Consider the following 21,955-nt stretch of genomic DNA (forward strand, 5'->3'; position numbering starts at 1 on the left):
ATAAATTTGCCGTGTGAAGTAAAAAATTATATATAATACTACTTAAACTACATATAACCATAATTTTGCTATAATCTGTAGATTTTTATTAAGGAATTTGCGATTTTACGAGAGATTTTACTTATTATAGCTGTGTGTGTGCTTGTCTATATCGGTGTGGCGACTATCGTGCCTTATGCCTCCTTTGTGGGGAGCTATGGCGGTGTTTTAGGCTGGTATAATACAAGATTATTTGGTTATTTGTCATATTTTTATCCATTTATTTTGCTCTATCCTATCTATAATTTATATAGATCTTATACTAAATTTACTCTAAAAATAGCTGGAAATATCATTGGTGGGATTATGCTATTTTACTCATTTTTACTATTTTGTTCTATGTTTGAGCCGATGGCTGGAGGTGTAGTTGGTGGATTTAGCTTTGAAGCACTTAAAAGTGTAATTGGTAGTGCTGGAGCGTTTATTTTTATTTTAATGATATTTATTATCGCTTGTGGGCTGACATTTGATGATAGATTAGATGTGATGATTAAAAAAGCCTTTATAACTAGATCCGAGCCTAAAATAACCCCAAAAATAAAAGAGCCATCTATTAAAGTAGCAAAATCAGATAAGCTAGAAGATACCCCATCAAATATTGATAGCGTAGAAAATTTAGAAGATAAAATAGATAGTTTAGATGAAGTAGATGATGAGACAAAGCAAACTGATGAAAAAGAGGAGATAAAATCCACTCCAAGTGGTGCTATAATCCTTAATGAAGTGGCTGAAAACAAAGAGCTTTTAAACCAGATAGAAAAGGGCAAGGTAGAAAAGCCTAAAGATTTTAAACTTCCAACGCTTGATTTTTTAAAAGACCCTCCAAAAAGAAGCAAGAGTATAAATGAAGCTGAAATAGATCAAAAAATCGCTGATTTACTAGATAAATTAAGAAGATTTAAGATAGATGGAGATGTAGTGCGAACATACTCTGGACCTGTGGTTACGACATTTGAGTTTAAGCCAGCAGCCCATGTCAAAGTAAGTAAGATTTTAACCTTACAAGATGATTTGGCTATGGCGCTGAAGGCTCAAACTATTAGAATTCAAGCTCCAATCCCTGGAAAAGATGTAGTTGGCATTGAAATTCCAAATAAAAATATAGATACGATATATTTAAAAGAGATTTTAGAAAGTGATATTTATAAAAATGCTAAAAGTGAGCTTACCTTAGCTCTTGGCAAGGATATTGTGGGCGATCCATTTATAACAGACCTTAAGAAATTACCGCATCTTTTAATCGCTGGAACTACAGGAAGCGGTAAGAGTGTTGGTATAAATGCGATGGTTTTAAGCCTTTTATATCGCAATTCACCTAAGACCTTGCGTCTTATAATGATAGATCCTAAAATGCTTGAGTTTAGTATGTATAATGATATACCGCACTTGTTAACTCCAGTTATAACTGAGCCTAAAAAGGCTATAGCGGTTTTAGCCAATTTAGTCGCTGAGATGGAGCGTAGATATAGGATAATGAGCCAAACTCGCACAAAAAATATAGAGAGCTATAATGAAAAGATGAAAAAAGATGGTGGTGAGACCTTGCCTTTTATAGTGGTTATCATAGATGAATTAGCTGATCTTATGATGACAAGTGGCAAGGAAGTGGAGTTTCATATCGGTCGCTTAGCTCAAATGGCAAGGGCTAGTGGAATTCATCTAATAGTAGCTACCCAACGCCCAAGCGTAGATGTGGTAACTGGGCTGATTAAAGCAAATTTACCAAGCCGAATTAGTTATAGAGTAGGGCAAAAAGTAGATAGCAAGGTTATATTAGATCAGATGGGAGCTGAGAGTTTGCTAGGGCGTGGAGATATGCTTTTTACGCCTCCTGGAAGCCCTGGAATAGTCAGACTTCACGCACCATTTGCTAGTGAAGAGGAGATTGATCATATAGCTGAGTTTTTAAAAGCTCAAGAGAGTGTGGTTTATCAAGAGAGCTTTTTAAAAGATGATAGCGGTGGAAGTGGCGGATCTTTAGAATTTAGTGGAGAGATTGATGAGCTTTATAATGAAGCTAAAGAGATAGTTTTAAGCGAAGAAAAGACCTCTATTAGCTACTTGCAAAGGCGGTTAAAGGTAGGCTACAATAGGGCTGCTAGCATAGTCGAGCAGTTAGAGCAAAATGGAGTTTTGACCCCACCAAATGCTAAAGGGCAAAGGGATATAATTCGTTAAATTTAATTAATGGAGTAGAAGTTGATATTTGATGATATTTTTGGTGGAGAGCCAAGGGATAAATTTTTTGATATAGTCTATAATGCAAATCGCAATATAGTAGAAAATGAGCTTGAAATTTTATTTAGTGAGCTTGTGGCTTTAAGAGAGTTAGCAGAAAGTAGCGGGATTACACAAACGCAAATAGACAGCTTTAAGGCGTTAAATCCTGATATTATGGAGAATGGACTAAATGATATTTATATAGATATAACAGGGAAAATTTTAACCCAAAATGAGTAGATTATCTCTTTGGTTGTTGCCATTTTTGTGCTTTAATCTACTTTTTGGCGTGGCACCAAAATGGACGCACCATAAGGAGTTTATCCTTAAAAAAGATGAAAAAGCTAAGATTATATTTATAGATAGGCTCCATCTGATAAGAGATGAATTTGAGTTTTCATGGACGCTTTATGATAATACAAATTTGGTCGTTCATAATAAATTTAGAAACTATCCACGCCAGATAGTGCTTAGCCTTAGAAGGGGGCTAGAGATGTATCATCAACCTATTCTTGCTTTTATTAAAAATCCGCTTAATGATAGCGTGGATCTATATTTAAATTTTAGAGAGTATAGAGGTTATGATGGCACGGTGGTCTTTGATGCATATATAATGGATAAGGCCTCTAGAGTAGAGATAGAGTATATACCAGATAGATAAGGAAGTTGTATGGTTGATAAGATTTTGTATGAATTTGTCAAAGAGTGTGGCTATGAAAAAGCACTTGATATGTTTAAAAATATTAGTAGTGGCAAGAAATTACGAAGCAAATTGATACTAAAAATAGCTGGTGAAAATGAAATTTCGCTTAGGCTTTGTGCGGTAATAGAGCTTATCCATCTAGCTAGTTTATTACATGATGATGTGATAGATGACTCTACTATTAGACGTGGCAAACCTAGCATTAACGCACTTTTTGGCTCTAAGAATTCAATAATGCTAGGCGATATTTTATACTCTAAAGGCTTTTATGAGATTGTAAATTTAGATCCGCAAATTGCCAAAATCATCTCAAAAGCGGTTTTAGATCTTAGTATTGGCGAGATGATGGATGTGGATCTTGGGAGTAAATTTAGCCCAAATTTAGATGAATATCTAAAAATGATAGAGCTTAAAACAGCAGTCTTGATAGAAGCAGCAGCAAGAAGTGCGGCTATAATCGCCAAATTAGATGAGAGATCGTATGGTATATATGGTAAAAATTTAGGCCTAGCGTTTCAGATAGTTGATGATATTTTGGATATTGTATCAGATGAGAATAAACTTGGCAAACCAGCCTTTAATGACTATAAAGAGGGTAAAACTACTCTTCCATATATTCTTTTATATAATACTTTAAGCACAGATGATAAAGAGATATTAAAAGGTCTTTGGGGTAAAGATCTAGATGATAAAGAGATTAGATGGATTAAGGATAAATTTAGCGAATTTAACATAGTTGAAAAATCCAAAGAATTTGCCAAAGAGCTTGGCTATAAAGCTATATCATCAGTGAGCGATGAGAGTCTAAGAGAGATAGTATCAAGTATGATAGATAGGGAGTTTTAATGCATTATATAAGTATTAGCTTTACGCATAAAAATACAGATATTAGTATCAGAGAGAAGCTATCATTTGATGAAATTAGTCGCAAAAAAGAGATATTAAGACTATTAAGTGCTAATGAAAAAATCATAGAATCCATGGTGCTAAGCACCTGTAATAGAGTAGAAGTTTTTGCGTATGTAGCTGATATAAAAGAGTGTGTTAGGCATATTTTAAACTCAATATCTATTTTAACCCTTGTGCCATATGAGGCTTTGGAGCTTAGGGCTGATATATATGAAAATGATGGGGCTATCCACCATCTATTTGCCGTGGCTAGCTCACTTGATAGCCTTGTAATTGGCGAGACACAGATAGCAGGTCAGTTAAAAGAGGCTTTTAAATTTGCTTATGATAATGGAAATTGCGGTGATAATATCAGTTATGCTATACATTTTGCTTTTAAATGCGCTTCTAAAATTAGAGCCGCAACGACAATTAGCAAAAATCCCGTATCAGTCTCAAGTGTAGCAGTAGCAAAAGCCAAAGAGATATATGGCAATCTAGGTGGAATGAGTGCTGTAGTAGTGGGTGCTGGTCAGATGAGTGCCTTAGCATGTAAGCATCTTATTCATTCTAAGGTTAATGTAATTATAGTAAATAGAGATATCAATAGAGCTAAAAATTTAGCTAGTGAGCTAGGTGAGCTTGCTAGTGTGGCTGAATTTAGTAGGTTAAAAGAGCTTATTAATAGATATCAACTCATATTTAGTGCCACGGGCGCCAATGAGCCTATAATAACTGATGAGATTATAGAGTCAGTTGAGTTTAATAGATATTTTTTTGATATCGCAGTGCCTAGGGATATTGATTTGAGTTATAGAGATAATATATCAGTTTATGCTGTTGATGACTTAGAAAGCATAGTAAAAAGCAATATTATGCTAAGAGAAGAGCAAGCTAGCACGGCATATGCAATCGTAGGTGCTATGACTAGCGAGTTTTTCAAGTGGCGATCATCACAAAATAGCACGCCAGCTATAAAAGCCCTTAGATTTAAAGCTAAGAATATAGCTGAGCTAGAGATAGAAAAAGCGATTAAAAAAGGCTATATCAAACGCTGTGATGAAAATGAGGCTAGAAAGCTAGTTCATCAAGTTTTCAAGGCATTTTTACACACACCAACTATGCGTTTAAAAGATAAAAATAGCGATGATATACTTGGTGTGCTTGAGTATCTATTTGATATTAAAATCGATAAAACAGAAGGAGTAGTAGATGAAATTTAGTAAATTATATATCCCAACACTAAAAGAAGCTCCAAAAGACGCAACCTTGCCTAGCCATCAGTTTTTACTTAGGGCTGGATTTATCCAACAAATTGGAAGTGGGCTTTATAACTTCTTGCCACTTGGAAAAAGGGTGCTAAGAAAGATTGAAAATATAGTAAGAGATGAGATGGATAGAGCTGGGGCAAATGAAGTATCTATGAGCTTTGTAGTCCCTAGTGAGCTATGGAAGCAAAGTGGGAGATTTTTTAAATTTGGAAGCGAGCTTTTAAGATTAAATGATAGAAAGGGTAATGACTTTATATTAGGGCCAACTCATGAAGAGAGCGTGGTGGATATGGTGCGTGGAAGAGTTAGTAGCTATAAGCAACTGCCTTTGAATTTATATCAAATTGGATTAAAATTTAGAGATGAGGCTAGACCTAGATTTGGTCTTTTAAGATGTCGTGAGTTTATAATGAAAGATAGCTATAGCTTTCACTCAAGCTATGAGGATTTAAAGCGTGAGTTTGATTTGATGCAAGAGACATATAGTAAGATTTTTACTAGACTTGGGCTAAATTTCAGATGCGTTGAAGCTGATAGCGGAGCCATTGGCGGTAGTGGAAGTAAGGAATTTATGGTATTGGCTGATAATGGCGAAGATGATATATTAATAAGCGATAGCTCAGATTACGCAGCTAATGTAGAAGCGGCTAAAAGAGCTAAGCGAACTTGCGAGTCTGAACGCCCTAAGAGCAATGGAATGCTTAAATTTCATACCCCAGATTGCTCCACTATAGCAAAAGTGAGCGAGTTTTTTAAGGTTGATCCATTCTACACTATTAAGGCTGTTATCAAAAAAGCCATATATGAAGATAGAAGCGAAGTTGTGATATTTTTCTTGCGTGGTGATGATGAACTTCAAGAGACTAAGGCCTTGAATGCTTGTGGGGCTTTGGAGCTAATGGAAGCTGATGAGAAGGATATTAAAGAGGCTGGATTGGTGGCTGGATATTGTGGGCCAATTGGGCTACCTGAAGGGGTGAATTTCTATATCGATAATGAGCTTGATGGCGAATATGAGATGATTTGCGGGGCAAATGAGAAGGATTATCACGCAATTGGTGTGAGTATTATAAATTTTAATAGAAGTAGATTTAAAGATTTAGTTGCAGTTAAAGATGGAGATATGGCTATTGATGGGGGAAGGCTTAGCTTGACTAAAGGGATTGAAGTTGGCCATATATTTCAGCTAGGGGATAGGTATTCAGCTGCTATGAATGCTACATTTTTAGATGAAAATGGCAAATCAAAGCCGTTTATAATGGGTTGCTATGGCATTGGTGTAAGTAGATTAGAAGCTGTGGTTATAGAGTCTAGCTATGATGATAGGGGGTGTATTTGGAAAAAAGAGTGCGCTCCATTTATCGTTCATATCATAGTATCAAATTTCAAAGATGAAGCTCAAGCTAAATTTGCCCTAGAGCTTGAAAATTGGCTTGAAAATGCTAAAATAGATGTGCTTTTAGATGATAGAGATGAGAGATTTGGGGTTAAGATGGCTGATTTTGAGCTGATTGGAAATCCATTTGGTGTAGTTGTAGGTAAGGGGCTTGTAAATGGCGAAGTTGAGCTAATAATCCGTGATGGTCTAATAAAAGAAAAGGTCGCAAGTAGCGATATTTTAGCTAGATTAAAAGAGCTTATATGATTAGAATTTCACTACTTCCATATATCTTTTTAGAGATAGTTATGGTTGTTTTATATATATTAGAATTTGGATTTTTAAGCTTTTTTGCTGAGGTTTTTTTAAGTGCTATTATCGGTGTAATTTTGATATTAAACTATGGATTTTCAAATTTATTTAATAGCATAAATTACTTTAATATCAAAGATATTTTTGGTAGTTTAGGGATAGCAGTTGGTGGATTTGCCCTGATAATTCCTGGAGTGATAAGCGATATTTTTGGTATTATTTTGATTATAATTGCTATGTTTTGGAAGTTTAAATTTAAAACTACCAAATCCAGTCAAAGTCGCCAATATAGCGATGATGAGATAATAGATGTAGAGATTATAGAGGAGAGATGATGAATATAAGAATCGCAAGTAGAAATAGTGCCTTAGCACTTTGGCAGACATATCATATTAGAGATCTTTTACTAGCTCGTGGTCATAACGTTGAGATTATCACGATGAAAACCAAAGGAGATGTGATCTTAGATACTCCACTTGCTAAGATTGGTGGCAAGGGGCTATTTACTAAAGAGCTTGAAAATGCCATGCTAGAAGGGAGAGCAGATATTGCTGTGCATAGCTTAAAAGATGTGCCGACAACCTTCCCAGATGGCTTGAAACTAGCTTGTGTTTGCAGTAGAGAAGATGTCAGTGATGCGATACTAAGTATGAAATTTAAAAGCTTTGATGAGCTTTCAGCTAACGCAAGAGTTGGGACTACATCATTGCGTAGGCGAATGCAACTTCTAGCCCTTAGACCAGATCTAGATATAATTTCACTTAGGGGTAATGTAAATTCTAGAATTTCTAAGCTTAAGGCTGGGGAATTTGATGCTATTGTGTTAGCTATGGCTGGGATTAATCGCCTTGAGCTTTTTAAAGAGGTTGAGTATATATCTAGGCTTGATACTATAGCAGCGATGGGGCAGGGTGCTTTGGGTATTGAGGCTGTAGATAGGGGTGATATTTTGGAGGCTATTGAGTTTTTAAATGATGAAAAGAGCGCGATAGAGACGACTATTGAGAGGGCATTTGTGCATAAGCTAAATGGTGGATGTCAAGCTCCAATTGGGATTAATGCTAAATTAGATGGAGATAAAATCACTATTAGAGCTATTTTAGGCACTCCAGATGGCAAGGATATTTTAAAAGATGAAGTGGTGTTTAATAAGAGCGATTATAAGGTAGCAGGGGAGATTTTAGCAGATAAATTTATAAATAAAGGAGCAAAGGAGCTTTTAATCAAAGCTGAGAAAATAGCAGCTCAAATTTGAGTAGTTATATAACTTAAATTTAAGATAATATTTATTTTAAAAATGTTTATTTATATTTAATATAATCGCACTCTAAATTTTACTACAAGGCTGTTTATGGGTATTATTCATAAATTATTTTTTAGCATGGGCTCAGCTATTGTGTTTTTCTTAATTTTCGCTTTTGCTAGTGGTGCTGCTACCATTATTGAGAGCGTTTATAATACACAAACTGCTTGGGCCTTGGTCTATGGTGCTGGATGGTTTGCACTAATTCAGCTGATTTTAGGAGTAAATTTAGTCTATAATATCTATGAATATAGACTTTTTAACCTTAAAAAGCTCCCTGCTTTAATCTTTCATTTAAGCTTTTTATTTATCTTAGTTGGTGCTGGGATTACTAGATATTTTGGCTTTGAAGGTCATATGAATATCCGTGAGAATGATAGAAGCAACGAGATAAGCACAATGCAAAGCTATATCCAAATGATCTCAAGTGATGGCAATAATACCTATACAGTCTCTGAGCCAAAATATATATCTAGCACTATTGGGAATGATTTTAATCTAAGGCTAAATATTTATGATAAATTAGCCACTTTAAAATATAAAGATTTTATCCCAAATGCTACTCCAGCTTGGATCGATAGCCCAAATGGCGAAGCGGTTTTGGAGCTACTATTTTCTGATGAGAGCAATAGCGAGTCAGTTACTATGAAGCTTGGGGATAAATTTGAAGTTGGAGATATGAGTTTTAGCTTTGGTGCTGAGCCTACAAAGTCTAAATATATTCAAATTTATATAAAAGATAGTAAATTTTATATCAAAACAAATCAAGATATAAGCTATATGGTAATGAGCGATATGAGTAAGGGCGAGTTGCCAAAGGATAAAGAGGTGGAATTTGCTGGGCTTAGATTATATAGCATTGGTGGAGTGAATTTCGCACCTAGAACTATGAAAATAAGTGCTATAAAAGGGGTAAAACAAGCTGATAAAAATGTAGTTGGAGCTGATAGCATAGTAGCTACGCTAAGCTATAATAATGATAGCAAAGATGTAGCCATACTAAGCAACTATCCCCCTGAAGCTGTGGAAGTAGGAGGGCAAAAATTCTATGTAGCGTGGTCTCCTATGGCTATAACCTTGCCATTTAGTATCTATTTAAAAGATTTTGATTTGGCTAGATACCCAGGCTCAAATTCGCCAATGAGTTATAGTAGTGATGTAGTTGTAGAAGATGGAGAATTTAAGATGGATTATAGAATTTATATGAATAATGTTCTTGATTATAAAGGTTATAGATTTTTCCAAAGTAGCTATGATTCAGATGAGGGCGGCACGGTCTTATCAGTTAATAGCGACCCTGGCAAATGGCCTACATATTTTGGATATTTCTTACTAACTTTAGGGCTTTTACTAAATGTTTTTAATCCTAATTCTAGATTTAGAAAACTTGCTAAGGCTGTAAATGACGCTAATACCAAAGCAGCTTGCGCTATTTTGGTAGCTGGTATGGCTATTTTTGGTGCGAGTAAGGGCTATGCTTTTTCAATTCCGCAAATTCCGCAAAGCCATATAGATAATGTATCAACCCTAATAATCCAAGGCTCAGATGGTAGAATGAAGCCGTTTGATACTATGGCACATGAGATTTTAAATAAAATTTATCGCAGTGATAAATTTCAATCAATGAGTGCTAATGCCGTATTTTTATCGATGATGGCAAATTCAGAGAGTTGGCGTTCAGTGCCAATTATCAAAATTAGCGATGATGAACTAAAGAATATTTTAGGAATTTCAAAAAGCCAAAAATATGCTAGTTTTGATGACTTTTTTGGCCCTAATCAAGATGGTCAAATCGAGTATAAACTAATCAAATACACAGAGCTTGCTAACCGTAAATCTCCAGCTACAAGAGGGCTTTTTGATAAAGATGTTATCAAGGCTGATGAGAAATTAAATATACTTTATATGGTATTTATAGGTGAGATGTTTAGAGTGATACCTAAGCAAGATGATTATAATAACACCTGGCTAAGCCCTGGCGGAGCACTTATGGAGCTTAGCGGCGAGGAGGCTTCAAATGTAGCTATAATGCTACAAAGATATTTTACTTCTGTGCTTGAGGCTCAAGAGAGTAATGATTGGAGTAAGGCTGATGAAGCCATAGAGACGATTAAAGATTATCAAGCTAAATATGGTGCGTCTGTAATGCTAGATAGCAATAGAGTAAATTTAGAATTAATATTTAATAAATATAAGATATTTCAAAATCTAACCCCAGTCTATCTCTTAGCTGGTTTTGTGCTTTTAGCAGTGGTATTTATAAAAATGCTACGACCTAAAATTAGGATAAATTTAATTTTTAAAATCGCATATTGGGTTAATATCTTAGCCTTTATAGCTCATACTATTGGTATGGGGCTTAGATGGTATATCGCAGGGCATGCGCCTTGGAGCGATGGGTATGAAAGCTTGGTATTTATAGCTTGGTGTCTAGCATTTAGCGGGACAATGTTTGCTAGGAGTTCGGCTATATCGCTAGCTTTGACATCGATTTTAGCTGGGGTAACTCTATTTGTAGCACATCTTAGTTGGCTTGATCCGCAAATTACAAATTTAGTTCCAGTGCTAAAGAGCTATTGGCTTACAATTCATGTAAGTGTAATTACGGCTAGTTATGGATTTTTAGGGCTTTGCTCACTTCTTGGACTATTTACTTTAATTCTATTTGCCATTCAAGGTAAGAGTGAAAATAAAGAGCTAACAAGAAATATAGTCGAAGCTACTAGAATTAATGAAATGGCGATGATTTTAGGTCTTAGCTTGCTTGTTGTGGGTAACTTCTTAGGTGGCGTTTGGGCGAATGAGAGCTGGGGAAGATACTGGGGCTGGGATAGCAAGGAGACTTGGGCTTTAGTTAGTATCTTAGTCTATGCTGCTGTGGTTCATATGAGATTTATACCAAAATTAAATTCGCAATACGCATTTGCAGTGGCTTCTATGTTTGCTTATAGTGCGATTATAATGACATATTTTGGGGTAAATTTTTATTTAGTTGGAATGCATAGCTATGCAGCAGGAGATGCTGTGCCTGTGCCAAATTTCGTCTGGATCGGTGTGCTTGTGATGATTATTATAAGCTTACTTGCTTATCGTAATAGAAAATATAGCACTAGATTATAGGCTATTTAGGAGGTTATGTTGAACGGGAGTATTATATTTAATGAGAGTTTTGTATTCATTGCGATGGTCGTTGTAGCCATCGTTTTGGGTATTGTTGGCGTGGTTGTCATTAAATCTTTAAAAAAAGAAAAGCAAATTCTAAAAACTACCACAACTCAAAGCAGTAGCGATACTAAGATTACTTTAGAGGATCTTATAATAATAGTCTCAGATAAAAAATCAAGCAAAGAAGAGGTGGCTAAGGCGGTGCTATATTTTATCCAGAAATTCCCTTTTCCGCCTAAAACTGGTGGTCGCGTACCATCTAATGCGATTGCGTATCTTAAATTCATCTCCCTTGTAGCTAGTCATAAAAAATCTGACGCAAAGCTAATCTCATATATGACAAATGAGCTTGATAAACTATATTTTGATTATGTTAGCGAGATCGAGCAGTATAAAAATATTGGACTTCGCTCACGCATTTAATCCATTTTTGACTGCTAAATTTATTATGAATTTGGCAGTTATTATTTATTCTAATTTAAAATTTAGATATATAGAAAATTTAAAATATACTAAAAGATAAAATCTAAGTTATTTTTTACTACTAAATTTTTAATTTTTTTGGTAGAATTATTGAAAATTTTTTTTAAAGGATATAAATGGGCTTTTTTGAACAATACAATAGTGCTAAAGCAGAACGCGCAAAACTTGGTATTCCACCACTTCCACTTAGCAAAGAGCAGACTCAAGAGGTGTGTGAATTATTAAAGACATCTCCAAGTGCTGAGCTTGTAGATTTACTAGCAAACCGCGTAAATCCAGGGGTTGATGAGGCAGCAAAGGTTAAAGCTGAGTTTTTAAATGAGATTATTAACCACGGCTTAACTTGTAGTTTAATTAGCAAAACTGATGCTGTAAAAATGCTTGAGCCAATGCTTGGCGGATATAGCGTAATCGTGCTTGTAGCTAGTTTAAGAAGTAGCGATGAGAGCGTGGCAAGTGCTGCAGCTGAAGTGCTAAAAAATACAATTTTTGTTCATGATTACTTTAGTGATGTGGCTCTTCTTGCTAAAGATGGTAATAAATTCGCTGCTGAAGTTATCAAAAGTTGGGCAAATGCTGAGTGGTTTAAATCTAGAGCTGATATTCCTCAAAAGATTGAAGCTATAGTATTTAAAGTCCCAGGCGAGACAAATACTGATGACTTAAGTCCAGCTAGTGAGGCATTTAGCCGTTCAGATATACCACTACATGCAAATGCTATGCTAATGAAACGCCAACCAGGTAGCTTAGAAAAAATTGCTGAGCTTAAAAAAAGCGGTCGTGAAGTTGTTTATGTAGGCGATGTAGTAGGAACAGGTAGCTCAAGAAAAAGTGGTATCAACTCTATTCAGTGGCATATAGGTCGTGATATTCCTGGAATTCCAAATAAAAAAACAGGTGGTGTAATCCTAGGTAGTATAATTGCTCCGATATTTTTTAATACAGCCGAAGATAGCGGTGCGTTACCAATTATAGTAAATGTAGATGGTTTAGAAACTGGCGATGAAATTGAAATTTATCCACACAAAGGCGAAATAGTAAAAGATGGAGAAGTGATAAAAAATTTCAAACTCGAGCCAAATACACTAAAAGATGAGGTAAAAGCAGGTGGCAGAATCCCGCTAATTATAGCTAGAAGCTTGTGTGCTAAGGCTAGGGCTGAGTTGGATTTAGGTAGTGAAGATATCTTTACTAAACCAGCCCAACCAGCAAGTGATGATAGCGCAGGTTACACTCTAGCACAAAAAATGGTCGGCCGTGCGTGTGGTTTAGATGGTGTTCGCCCAGGTATGTATGTAGAGCCTATCACTCTAACAGTAGGTAGTCAAGATACAACAGGCCCAATGACAAGAGATGAGATAAAAGAGCTTGCAAGCCTTGGATTTTCAGCTGATTTTGTATTACAAAGCTTCTGTCACACAGCAGCTTATCCGAAACCAACAGACGCTTTGATGCATAAAACTTTACCAGATTTTATGATTAGTCGTGGTGGTGTGAGTTTAAAGCCAGGTGATGGCGTTATCCACTCATGGTTAAATAGAATGGTTTTACCTGATTCAGTAGGAACAGGTGGGGACTCTCATACTCGTTTCCCTATCGGTATAAGCTTCCCAGCAGGTAGTGGTCTAGTGGCTTTTGCGGCGGTTTTAGGCTCAATGCCACTAAATATGCCTGAGTCAGTTTTAGTAAGATTTAGTGGTAAGATGCAACCGGGCATAACTCTAAGAGATCTAGTAAATGCTATCCCATATTACGCTATTAAAAAAGGTCTTTTAACAGTAGAGAAAAAAGGCAAAGTAAATGTATTTGCCGGTAAAGTGCTTGAGATTGAAGGCTTGCCAGATCTTAAAGTAGAACAAGCATTTGAATTAAGTGACGCAAGTGCTGAAAGAAGTGCCGCAGCATGTGCTATCGCTCTAAATAAAGAGCCTGTAATAGAGTATCTAAAATCCAATATAACTCTAATTGACGCTATGATAGAAGCGGGATATGGTAGCGATAAGACTCTAGCTCGTCGCCGTGATAAGATGAAAAAATGGCTAGAAAATCCAGAGCTATTACAAGCTGATAAAAATGCGAAATACCACACTATAATTGAGATCAATATGGATGAGATCACTGAACCGATTTTGGCGTGTCCAAATGACCCAGATGATGTGGCTACTCTAAGTGAAATTCTAAATGATCCAAAACGCCCTAAAAATATAGATGAAGTTTTCGTAGGTAGCTGTATGACAAATATCGGCCATTATAGAGCTTTAAGCGAAGTCTTAAAAGGCGAAGGTCAAGTGCCTACTAGATTATGGGTTGTTCCACCTACAAAAATGGATGAAGCCCAATTAAGAGCCGAGGGTAGATACTCACTATTTGGTGCAGCCGGTGCTAGGACAGAGGTGCCAGGATGCTCACTATGTATGGGTAACCAAGCTAGAGTAGCTGATAATGCTATAGTATTCTCAACCTCTACAAGAAACTTTGATAATCGTATGGGTATGGGCGCTCAAGTTTATCTAGGTTCTGCTGAGCTTGCAGCGGTGTGTGCTATGCTAGGAAGACTTCCAAGTGTAGAAGAGTATATGAAAATTGTCCCTGCAAAACTTGCCGGTAAAGAAGATGAAATTTATAAATATTTAAATTTCAATCTAATTGATAATTATAAATTAGAAAATTAATCACAAAGTCCGCTTTTAGCGGACTTTACTCTACAGATAATCCAAGCCTTAGAGCTAATACACTGTAGCTAAACTCTTCATAAAGTTTATGAAATTCAGCCTTATCATCGCTTAAGTTAAATACTTCGTCGCTATTTTTTAATGTTGTATAATTTTGAAATTTATACCCATTGGGACTTGAGTTTGGGTATATTCCATCTTTATTAGCCCATACATTTATATGCATAGCAAATTCTAATCTATCATCACTTGGCTTAGATAGCATATTTTTACCACCCATACTTAGGTATTTAGTCTTATTTAAGCTAAGGTTGTATAGGGTTGGAAATATATCTTTGTGTGAGCCAATTCTATATTTATCGTAGTAGATATTGTGTTGTAAATTTCGTGGAATATATAGATAAAACGGCACACTATGCCCAAAAGCTATCTCAGTTTTATAATCAAATTTATACTCTCTATTAGGGTGGTCGCCGGTGGCTGCTATTATTATATTATCTTTAAATTTACTATTTTTAACTCTATTTATATACTCTCCAAAGCTGTTATTAGCGTAGCTATAGGCATTTAATAGTGCCTTATAATCAGTAGCATAGCGATTAATCTCAGAGTTATTTAGATCTAAATTTAGCTCATTTTGCCCCTTATGTAAGTATGGCGGATGGTTTGATATCCCTAGTGAGATGACTATTGTTGGTGTTGTGGCGTTATTAAATATCTCAAATATTTTATTATACATATACTCATCTTTTATCCCATATGGGTGCTTTGATGATTTGGCGTTTGGATATTGGCTTATAAGTATAGTTTCATCTATTATTTCATCTACGCCTTGAGCTTTTAAGAAGTAGTTGATATTATACCAAGCAGCATTTCCAGCATAAGCAAAAATCACTCTATAACCAGCTTTTTTATAGGTATCAATGACTGTAAAAGGTAGATTTGTCTTTTGAAATTTGCTACTTGTAAGGTTGATTATAGGGCTTTGAAATAGTATGCGATTTAAGCTATCTATAGTCCCACTAGTTGATGGTAAAAAACGCCTAAATACAAAATCGCTTTGAAAATGGCTATATAGTGAGCCTAAAAATTCCTTTTCTAATCGCTCATCTTCTTGTAATAATCCAAGCCCAAAGCTCTCCATAAGATTAAAATGTATGTGGGTTTTGGCGTGATTTGCGTTTGGTGATGTTGTGCTAAATATCGGAAATAAAATCTCTTCAAGTTCTTTAATTCTACTCATTTTTACAGGTGGGAAGTGGGCTTGATTTTTATACTCTTTAATCGCCCAAGATAGTGCCATAATGGGATTAGTAGAGATCTCATTAAATGGTTTAAAAGAGCTAAATTGATATGTGGAGGCACGAAGCGCGTTGTAGGTAGGGTGCCCACGAAGTGCGATGGAATAAGCATAAAGCAAGATAAGATTACAAATTATTAATACCCAAAGCGGTTGATTGGTTTTTTTAAATTTAATTTTTAAAATTTTAGCATTTATCCATACGCAAAAAATAGTGAATATTAACGCAATTATTAGGATTAAAATCACTGGATAATCACTCCAAATAATAGATAATAAAGCAGTTGTATCATCATCTTTAAGCCCAAATATAAATATATCAATCTTGTTTTGATAAATTTGATAATAGTAGAAGTTGATAAATGCAAAAATAGCTACGATAAATGAGATAATGGCTAGATAAATGCTAGATAAAATTTGATAAGCTTTGGATAAATTTAATTTGATAAACCCACTAAAATAACTAAGAAATCCACATAAAAAAAGAGGTAAAAATATCGCACTAAATGTCCGTATATCATGCCCAAGCCCATATAGAAATACCCCCCCCAATTGCTATTATTTGGCACTATTATGCTACTTAGCATAACTGCTCTCATAATGGCAAAAACCATCATATATAAGGCTGTGAATATAAGAATTTGGGTTAAAATTTTTCGCATATTTTTACCTTGAATTTAGAAAAATTACAATGAAACTGATAAATTATATTTAAAAATTTTAAATCCAACTTTAAAACTACTTTATTTATTAACTTTTACAATATTTTTATCAAATTTTAGCTAGACTTACTGATTTGAAATTAATTTGAGTAGATACAATGAAAAGATATAAAACAAGACAAATTCAAGTAGGTAGTGTAAAAATAGGCGGTAACGCACCAATAAGCGTGCAGTCAATGACATTTTCTAAAACAAGAGATGTCAAAGAGACCTTAGAGCAGATCAATAGACTATATTTTGCTGGGTGCGATATAGTGAGATGTGCTGTGTTTAATAAAGATGATATTGAAGGTCTTAAAGAGGTTAAAAAATCTAGCCCATTGCCAATCGTAGCTGATATTCATTTTAACCACTTATACGCCTTAGCTGTGGCTGAATTTGTAGATGCTATTAGGATAAATCCTGGTAATATCGGTGGCAAAGAGAAGATAAAAAAAGTCGTAAATGCATGCAAAGAGCGAAATTTACCAATAAGAATTGGCGTAAATAGCGGTAGCTTAGAAGAGCAGTTTGAGCAAAAATATGGTAGAAGCGTCGAGGCGATGGTACAAAGTGCTTTGTATAATATTAAGCTTTTAGAGGATTTTGACTTTAGAGATATTGCTGTGAGCCTAAAAAGTAGCGATACGGCAAATACAATGGCAGCTTATAGGAGTCTTCGCCCTATGGTGGATTATCCATTTCATCTAGGGGTTACCGAGGCTGGGACGGTATTTCACGCTACGATAAAATCAGCCATCGCACTTGGTGGGCTTTTGATGGAGGGGATTGGCGATACTATGAGAGTTAGCATTACTGGAGAGCTTGAAGAGGAGATAAAAGTAGCTAAGGCGATACTCCAAGATAGCGGAGTTCAAAGAAGCGGATTAAATATCATCTCATGTCCTACTTGCGGTAGGCTCCAAAGTGATTTAGTAAGTGCTATAAAGATAGTAGAAGAAAAAACTGCCCACATAACAGCACCGCTAAATATAAGCGTGATGGGCTGCATAGTAAATGCTATTGGAGAGGCTAAGGGGGCTGATGTGGCTATTGCTTTTGGTAAGGGAAATGGGCTGATAATGCGTCATGGAGAGGTGGTAGCTAGATTACCCGAATCACAATTAGTAGATAGATTTTTACAAGAGATAGATGATGAGCTAAAGGTTAGAAATGGATAATGTAAGCTCAAATTTATATGATCTAGATATGGAGCGCTCAATATTAAGTGCGATCTTATTTGAGCAAGATAATCTAGGCGAAATTTATGATATCATCACCCCAAAAGATTTCTATCTTAAAGGGCATGAGGATATATTTGCAGCTATGCAAAGCTGTTTAAACAGCGATGATCCAGTGGATGTGGCTTTTATCAAAAAGCATTTGGGGGCTAAATTTGATGAAGAGATTTTTAATGCCGTTTTAACTACAAATTCAATCTTGGATATTAAAAAATATGCCACAGAGCTTAGAGAATTTGCCATTAAAAGAGCCCTTGTCAAAGTGGCAAACCAAATCCCTGCTAAGGTGAGCGAGAATAAGCCTGGAAGGGATATGGTAGATGAGATTAGCAGCGAGATATACTCACTTGTAGATGGGGCTGGTAATGGGGTTATTAAAAATGCTAAAGAGATTATTACTGAGCTAATCACTGAGTTAAGTAAGCAAAAACTAGCCAAAGATCACGAAGTAGTGGGGATTGATACTGGATTTAGAGGATTAAATGAGAAGACAAAAGGGTTTAAAAATGGAGACCTTATAGTTATCGCAGCTCGTCCTGGTATGGGGAAAACGGCATTTGTGCTAAATGTAGTCCAAAAGGTATTAGATCAAAATTTAGGTGTTGTATTTTTCTCTTTAGAGATGCCAGCTACTCAATTAATGCTAAGGATGCTAAGTGCGAAAACATCAGTAAATTTACAAAATATCATGACTTCTGATATGGATAATGATGAGATAGAAAAGCTCAATAACGCTTGTGAAATGATGAGCCAAAAAAAGCTATTTGTCTATGATAGCGGCAACGCTACAATACATCAAGTCAGAACTCAAATGAGAAAGCTAAAAAGCGCTCATCCAGAGATTAAATTATGCGTGATTGATTATATTGGGTTAATGACCAACTCATCAGCCTATAGCGATCGCCATTTGCAAATTGCGGAGATTTCACGCGGATTAAAGCTATTAGCTAGGGAGTTAAATTTGCCTGTTGTGGCACTTTCACAGCTTAATAGAAGCTTAGAATCAAGAGCTAATAAACGACCGATGCTAAGCGATTTAAGGGAGTCTGGAGCGATTGAGCAAGACGCTGATACTATACTTTTTGTCTATAGAAATGATGTCTATTTAGAGCAAGAAGAGCGTGAAAAAGAGCAAAAAGCAAAGCTAGAAGGCAAGGAGTATAAACCGCAATTTAGCAGAAATAAAACTGAAGAGAGTGCAGAGATAATAATTGGTAAAAATAGAAATGGACCTACTGGCACTATAGAGCTGGTATTTCAATCGCCTTATACTCGTTTTGTGGAGAAATCGCACAATCACCCAGTGGAAATATCAACATTTGAAGGATAGATTAATTGGTTTATTCACATATTTATATAAATTCATAAATATGCTTAAAATAATATAAATTAAATTTCTTATTTTTTTAAGCTTAAAGTGCGTATTTAAGGTATTTTAACCATATTTTCACGGCGTGAAAAAGCCGTGAATAACTTTTTAAATTTGACTTTTCTTAAATTAAAATAGTTGTAATACTTAAGATAAAATTTAGTATAATAGTAAAAAGCATAAAGGATATATAATGCAAGATTATGATAAAGATATTGAAGCGGCGGAATTTGGGGAGTTTCAAAAGGAGCTTGAGGCAAAATTTAAAACTGAAGGAGCTCCATCAAATTTTATGAAAAATATTGTAGCTTTAAGTGCTATCAATTTTAGATTAGCTAAGGCTATTTATAATTTACAAACCAATAGCAAATTTGATGTCTTTGCAGGTAAGACAAATTTGGATATAAATATCATAAATACAGAGCTTAAAGAGCCTATTTACGCCCACTCTCCAGCTGAGCATACAAAGTCAATGCTAGATGAATTTAAAGATAAATACGCACTATATCCTTCGCTATTTTTCTTTGGTCTTGGCAATGGTAATTTTTATACTAAATTATTACAAAATCAAACTCACGAGAAGATTATAGTATTTGAGCCAGAGATTGAGATTATATATATCGCATTTAATCTATGTGATTTTGGTGCTGATATTTTCCACGAAAGATTTATAATAGTCCATCCAAGCTACTTTAGAGATGGGCAAATAGAGCTTATTTGTAATTATGACGCAGTGATAGCTAATATTAGAAATTATGATTTTCACATATATAGCGATTACTATGCGAAAAATTATGGCGATATAGCCAAAAGAATAAATCAAAAAATTATAGAATTATCATCTAAAATTATTCTAAATGCTGGCAATGACGCTTATGATAATCTACTTGGGATTAAGCATGTTATATATAATATGCCTAATGTCTATAGTAGTTTGCAACTACAAGATATAATTGATCTAAATATTCATAAAAATAAAACCGCCATTATAGCTTCAACTGGACCTAGTCTAAATAAGCAAATTGAGCTTTTAAGAAAGGTAGCTCCACACGCATTAATCCTTATCCCAGATGCCTCTTATCATGTGTTAAAATTAAATGGGATAAAGCCTGATTTCGTAACTACGATGGAGAGAGTTGAGAAGACTAGCGAATTTTTCCAAAGTCAGCCAAGCCAATTTGATGATGATATAATATTTATGGCAGCATCTCTAACCCACCCACAAACTAGCAAAAATTTAGAAGGTAGAAATCGCACCTACGCCCATAGACCAATTAGATTTGAATTTCTTTTAAAAGATGAAATTCCATTTATGTGTAAAGGACCTAGCTCAGCACACTTTGCTTTTGATATGGCTCTTAGGCTTAAGTGCGAAAGAATTATATTTATAGGGCAAGACCTTGCCTTTGCTAAAGATGGCTCTAGCCACGCTAAGGGGAATATGTTTGAAAACTATATAAAAGAAGATGGAACTATAACGATAAATCCAAATGCTAGGCAAAGACCGCAAACGGCTATCGCATATGGCGGAGTTGGCGAGGTTAAAAGCACTGATGTGTGGAATTTTTTCCGTGGGTATTTTGAGTCGATGATGGAGCCAGCTCATTATGATTATAAATTCAAAGTCTATAACGCCACTGAAGGTGGAGCTAGAATTCACGGAATGATCGAAAAGCCATTTAGTGAGCTAGTAGATGAAATTTTAGCTGAAAATACCACAAAAAGCGTTATAAGACCTAAGCCAGTTGGCATAGAAGTAGCCAAATCTAAGGTAAAATCGCAAAAAGAGCTAGTAGAGAGCTTTATCAAATACGGTATAGAAAAGCAAAAGCTTTGCGAAGAGCTATTTAAAAAGATTAGTAAAGCTGTAGAGAATGCAAATAGAGAGATTAGTCGTGGTAAGGAGCCGCATTATCCTAAATTTTATGAGTTAAAAGAGAGAATTGATAGGTTTAAGCATAATTTAAAAAGTGATGAGATATTTGATGGGGCATACTATCATGTGACAAATAACTTTTGCTTACACCAAGAGATGGAATTTGGCGAGTTGATGGTGCGTCCTGAGAGAACTAAAAATGATAAAGATAAGAAAATTTTTGAGTATGTCAAGCAGCACGGATACTATTTTTTCAGTCTAGCTGGTATGATGGAAGCTACAAGAGATGCGATGACAGAATCGCTCAAAGCTTGGAATGAGGAGCTTATATCTTAGCTTTACAAAGCTCTTTTAAAAAGCACCCATCGCAATTTGGCTTTATAGCCTTACATGTGTAGCGACCATGTAATACCATGGCTTGGTGGAGAGTGTTTAGATTGGTTTTAAATGCTTTTACTAGGTCTATTTCTGTAGCTTGTGGAGTTTTAGCACTACTTAGTCCAAGTCTATGAGATACCCTAAATACATGAGTATCAACCGCCATTAAATTTGCGTTTTGATACTCTATTAATACTACATGAGCGGTCTTTTGCCCTACGCCTGCAAGCTTTACTAAGCTCTTTTCATCAAGTGGAATTTCGCCATTAAAATCATTTATAACTGAATTTGCCATCTTGATTAAATTCTCAGCTTTATTATTAAAAAAGCTACAGCTATTTATAAGTAGCTTTAAGCTTGATAGATTAGCCTTTGCTAAGGAGCTAATATCTGGATACTCTTTAAAAAGTGCTGGAGTTATCAAATTTACTCTTTTGTCAGTACATTGTGCTGATAGCATTACAGCTACTAAAAGCTCATACAAATTATTAAAATGTAGCTCCGTCTTAGCACCATTAAAATGCTCTAAAAATAGAGCCTTAATCTCATTTATATCTCTTTTACTTCTCATTTTTAAATTATAACAAAACATAAAAAATATAATCTAAATTCAATAACATATAATTAAATTTATTGTATAATACCCAACTTATCTT

15 protein-coding genes and 1 pseudogene are annotated in these 21,955 nt (G+C 35.2%); 14 read left to right on the forward strand and 2 right to left on the reverse strand.

The annotated features are described in order from the left end of the window. Window positions 1-759: 759 nt before the first annotated feature. The 11 genes and pseudogenes from CSUIS19072_RS06685 to CSUIS19072_RS06735 form a co-directional block, all read left to right on the forward strand. Window positions 760-2,217: pseudogene (locus CSUIS19072_RS06685) on the forward strand (DNA translocase FtsK); the annotation flags it as partial. A 21-nt stretch (window positions 2,218-2,238) separates the two neighbouring features. Continuing rightward, window positions 2,239-2,499, forward strand: a complete 261-nt coding sequence (locus CSUIS19072_RS06690; protein WP_086242239.1) for a DUF2018 family protein — start codon at window positions 2,239-2,241, stop codon at window positions 2,497-2,499. Beyond that, on the forward strand, window positions 2,492-2,920 hold the full coding sequence (locus CSUIS19072_RS06695; RefSeq protein WP_086242238.1) for a hypothetical protein: 429 nt from the start codon (window positions 2,492-2,494) through the stop codon (window positions 2,918-2,920). Before CSUIS19072_RS06690 ends, CSUIS19072_RS06695 begins: the two co-directional genes overlap by 8 nt. A gap of 9 nt (window positions 2,921-2,929) precedes the next feature. Next, complete coding sequence (locus tag CSUIS19072_RS06700) at window positions 2,930-3,808, forward strand: polyprenyl synthetase family protein (protein ID WP_086293276.1); 879 nt, start codon at window positions 2,930-2,932, stop codon at window positions 3,806-3,808. Beyond that, entirely contained in the window at window positions 3,808-5,073 is a 1,266-nt protein-coding gene (gene hemA, locus CSUIS19072_RS06705; protein ID WP_086293274.1) for a glutamyl-tRNA reductase, read from the forward strand. Before CSUIS19072_RS06700 ends, hemA begins: the two co-directional genes overlap by 1 nt. Continuing rightward, window positions 5,063-6,766 carry a proline--tRNA ligase gene (locus tag CSUIS19072_RS06710; protein WP_086237174.1) on the forward strand — a complete coding sequence of 568 codons (1,704 nt, stop codon included), beginning with the start codon at window positions 5,063-5,065 and terminating at the stop codon, window positions 6,764-6,766. Before hemA ends, CSUIS19072_RS06710 begins: the two co-directional genes overlap by 11 nt. After that, on the forward strand, window positions 6,763-7,146 hold the full coding sequence (locus CSUIS19072_RS06715) for an FxsA family protein (protein WP_086237173.1): 384 nt from the start codon (window positions 6,763-6,765) through the stop codon (window positions 7,144-7,146). The genes CSUIS19072_RS06710 and CSUIS19072_RS06715 overlap by 4 nt, the downstream gene beginning before the upstream one ends. Continuing rightward, window positions 7,143-8,066: a hydroxymethylbilane synthase gene (hemC, locus tag CSUIS19072_RS06720; protein WP_180380049.1), complete on the forward strand. Its 924-nt coding sequence runs from the start codon at window positions 7,143-7,145 to the stop codon at window positions 8,064-8,066. The genes CSUIS19072_RS06715 and hemC overlap by 4 nt, the downstream gene beginning before the upstream one ends. 96 nt (window positions 8,067-8,162) lie before the next feature. Next, window positions 8,163-11,234 (forward strand): cytochrome c biogenesis protein CcsA, encoded by a 3,072-nt coding sequence (gene ccsA / locus CSUIS19072_RS06725; RefSeq protein WP_086242234.1) that lies wholly within the window; start codon window positions 8,163-8,165, stop codon window positions 11,232-11,234. A gap of 18 nt (window positions 11,235-11,252) precedes the next feature. After that, window positions 11,253-11,702 (forward strand): hypothetical protein, encoded by a 450-nt coding sequence (locus CSUIS19072_RS06730; protein ID WP_086242233.1) that lies wholly within the window; start codon window positions 11,253-11,255, stop codon window positions 11,700-11,702. A gap of 176 nt (window positions 11,703-11,878) precedes the next feature. Further along, complete coding sequence (locus CSUIS19072_RS06735) at window positions 11,879-14,434, forward strand: bifunctional aconitate hydratase 2/2-methylisocitrate dehydratase (protein ID WP_086293272.1); 2,556 nt, start codon at window positions 11,879-11,881, stop codon at window positions 14,432-14,434. A gap of 25 nt (window positions 14,435-14,459) precedes the next feature. Here CSUIS19072_RS06735 and CSUIS19072_RS06740 read toward each other — a convergent pair whose 3' ends face one another. Next, entirely contained in the window at window positions 14,460-16,286 is a 1,827-nt protein-coding gene (locus CSUIS19072_RS06740; protein ID WP_337212164.1) for an LTA synthase family protein, read from the reverse strand. Between the two features lie 268 nt (window positions 16,287-16,554). On the opposite strand from CSUIS19072_RS06740, the gene ispG reads away from it, so the two are divergent. The 3 genes from ispG to CSUIS19072_RS06755 all read left to right on the forward strand — a co-directional run bounded on the left by ispG (window position 16,555) and on the right by CSUIS19072_RS06755 (window position 21,257). Then, window positions 16,555-17,616 (forward strand): flavodoxin-dependent (E)-4-hydroxy-3-methylbut-2-enyl-diphosphate synthase, encoded by a 1,062-nt coding sequence (gene ispG / locus CSUIS19072_RS06745; RefSeq protein WP_086293268.1) that lies wholly within the window; start codon window positions 16,555-16,557, stop codon window positions 17,614-17,616. After that, window positions 17,609-19,006: a replicative DNA helicase gene (locus CSUIS19072_RS06750; RefSeq protein ID WP_086293266.1), complete on the forward strand. Its 1,398-nt coding sequence runs from the start codon at window positions 17,609-17,611 to the stop codon at window positions 19,004-19,006. Before ispG ends, CSUIS19072_RS06750 begins: the two co-directional genes overlap by 8 nt. Window positions 19,007-19,238: 232 nt before the next feature. Next, window positions 19,239-21,257: a motility associated factor glycosyltransferase family protein gene (locus tag CSUIS19072_RS06755; RefSeq protein ID WP_086293264.1), complete on the forward strand. Its 2,019-nt coding sequence runs from the start codon at window positions 19,239-19,241 to the stop codon at window positions 21,255-21,257. Here the strand turns inward: CSUIS19072_RS06755 and nth are convergent. Further along, window positions 21,247-21,870, reverse strand: a complete 624-nt coding sequence (nth, locus tag CSUIS19072_RS06760) for an endonuclease III (RefSeq protein WP_086237164.1) — start codon at window positions 21,868-21,870, stop codon at window positions 21,247-21,249. The two genes, CSUIS19072_RS06755 and nth, sit on opposite strands and share 11 nt — an antisense overlap. Between the last annotated feature and the right edge of the window lie 85 nt (window positions 21,871-21,955).

Source organism: Campylobacter sp. RM19072 (assembly GCF_024723485.1).
Lineage (GTDB): Bacteria > Campylobacterota > Campylobacteria > Campylobacterales > Campylobacteraceae > Campylobacter > Campylobacter porcelli.

Excerpts from the sequence above, each read along its gene's own strand:
- CSUIS19072_RS06700 (WP_086293276.1), top strand. The coding sequence starts at position 2,930 with ATGGTTGATAAGATTTTGTATGAATTTGTCAAAGAGTGTGGCTATGAA.
- CSUIS19072_RS06735 (WP_086293272.1), top strand. The coding sequence starts at position 11,879 with ATGGGCTTTTTTGAACAATACAATAGTGCTAAAGCAGAACGCGCAAAA.
- hemC (WP_180380049.1), top strand. The coding sequence starts at position 7,143 with ATGATGAATATAAGAATCGCAAGTAGAAATAGTGCCTTAGCACTTTGG.
- ccsA (WP_086242234.1), top strand. The coding sequence starts at position 8,163 with ATGGGTATTATTCATAAATTATTTTTTAGCATGGGCTCAGCTATTGTG.
- hemA (WP_086293274.1), top strand. The coding sequence starts at position 3,808 with ATGCATTATATAAGTATTAGCTTTACGCATAAAAATACAGATATTAGT.
- nth (WP_086237164.1), bottom strand. The coding sequence starts at position 21,870 with ATGAGAAGTAAAAGAGATATAAATGAGATTAAGGCTCTATTTTTAGAG.
- CSUIS19072_RS06710 (WP_086237174.1), top strand. The coding sequence starts at position 5,063 with ATGAAATTTAGTAAATTATATATCCCAACACTAAAAGAAGCTCCAAAA.
- CSUIS19072_RS06715 (WP_086237173.1), top strand. The coding sequence starts at position 6,763 with ATGATTAGAATTTCACTACTTCCATATATCTTTTTAGAGATAGTTATG.
- ispG (WP_086293268.1), top strand. The coding sequence starts at position 16,555 with ATGAAAAGATATAAAACAAGACAAATTCAAGTAGGTAGTGTAAAAATA.
- CSUIS19072_RS06755 (WP_086293264.1), top strand. The coding sequence starts at position 19,239 with ATGCAAGATTATGATAAAGATATTGAAGCGGCGGAATTTGGGGAGTTT.
- CSUIS19072_RS06750 (WP_086293266.1), top strand. The coding sequence starts at position 17,609 with ATGGATAATGTAAGCTCAAATTTATATGATCTAGATATGGAGCGCTCA.
- CSUIS19072_RS06695 (WP_086242238.1), top strand. The coding sequence starts at position 2,492 with ATGAGTAGATTATCTCTTTGGTTGTTGCCATTTTTGTGCTTTAATCTA.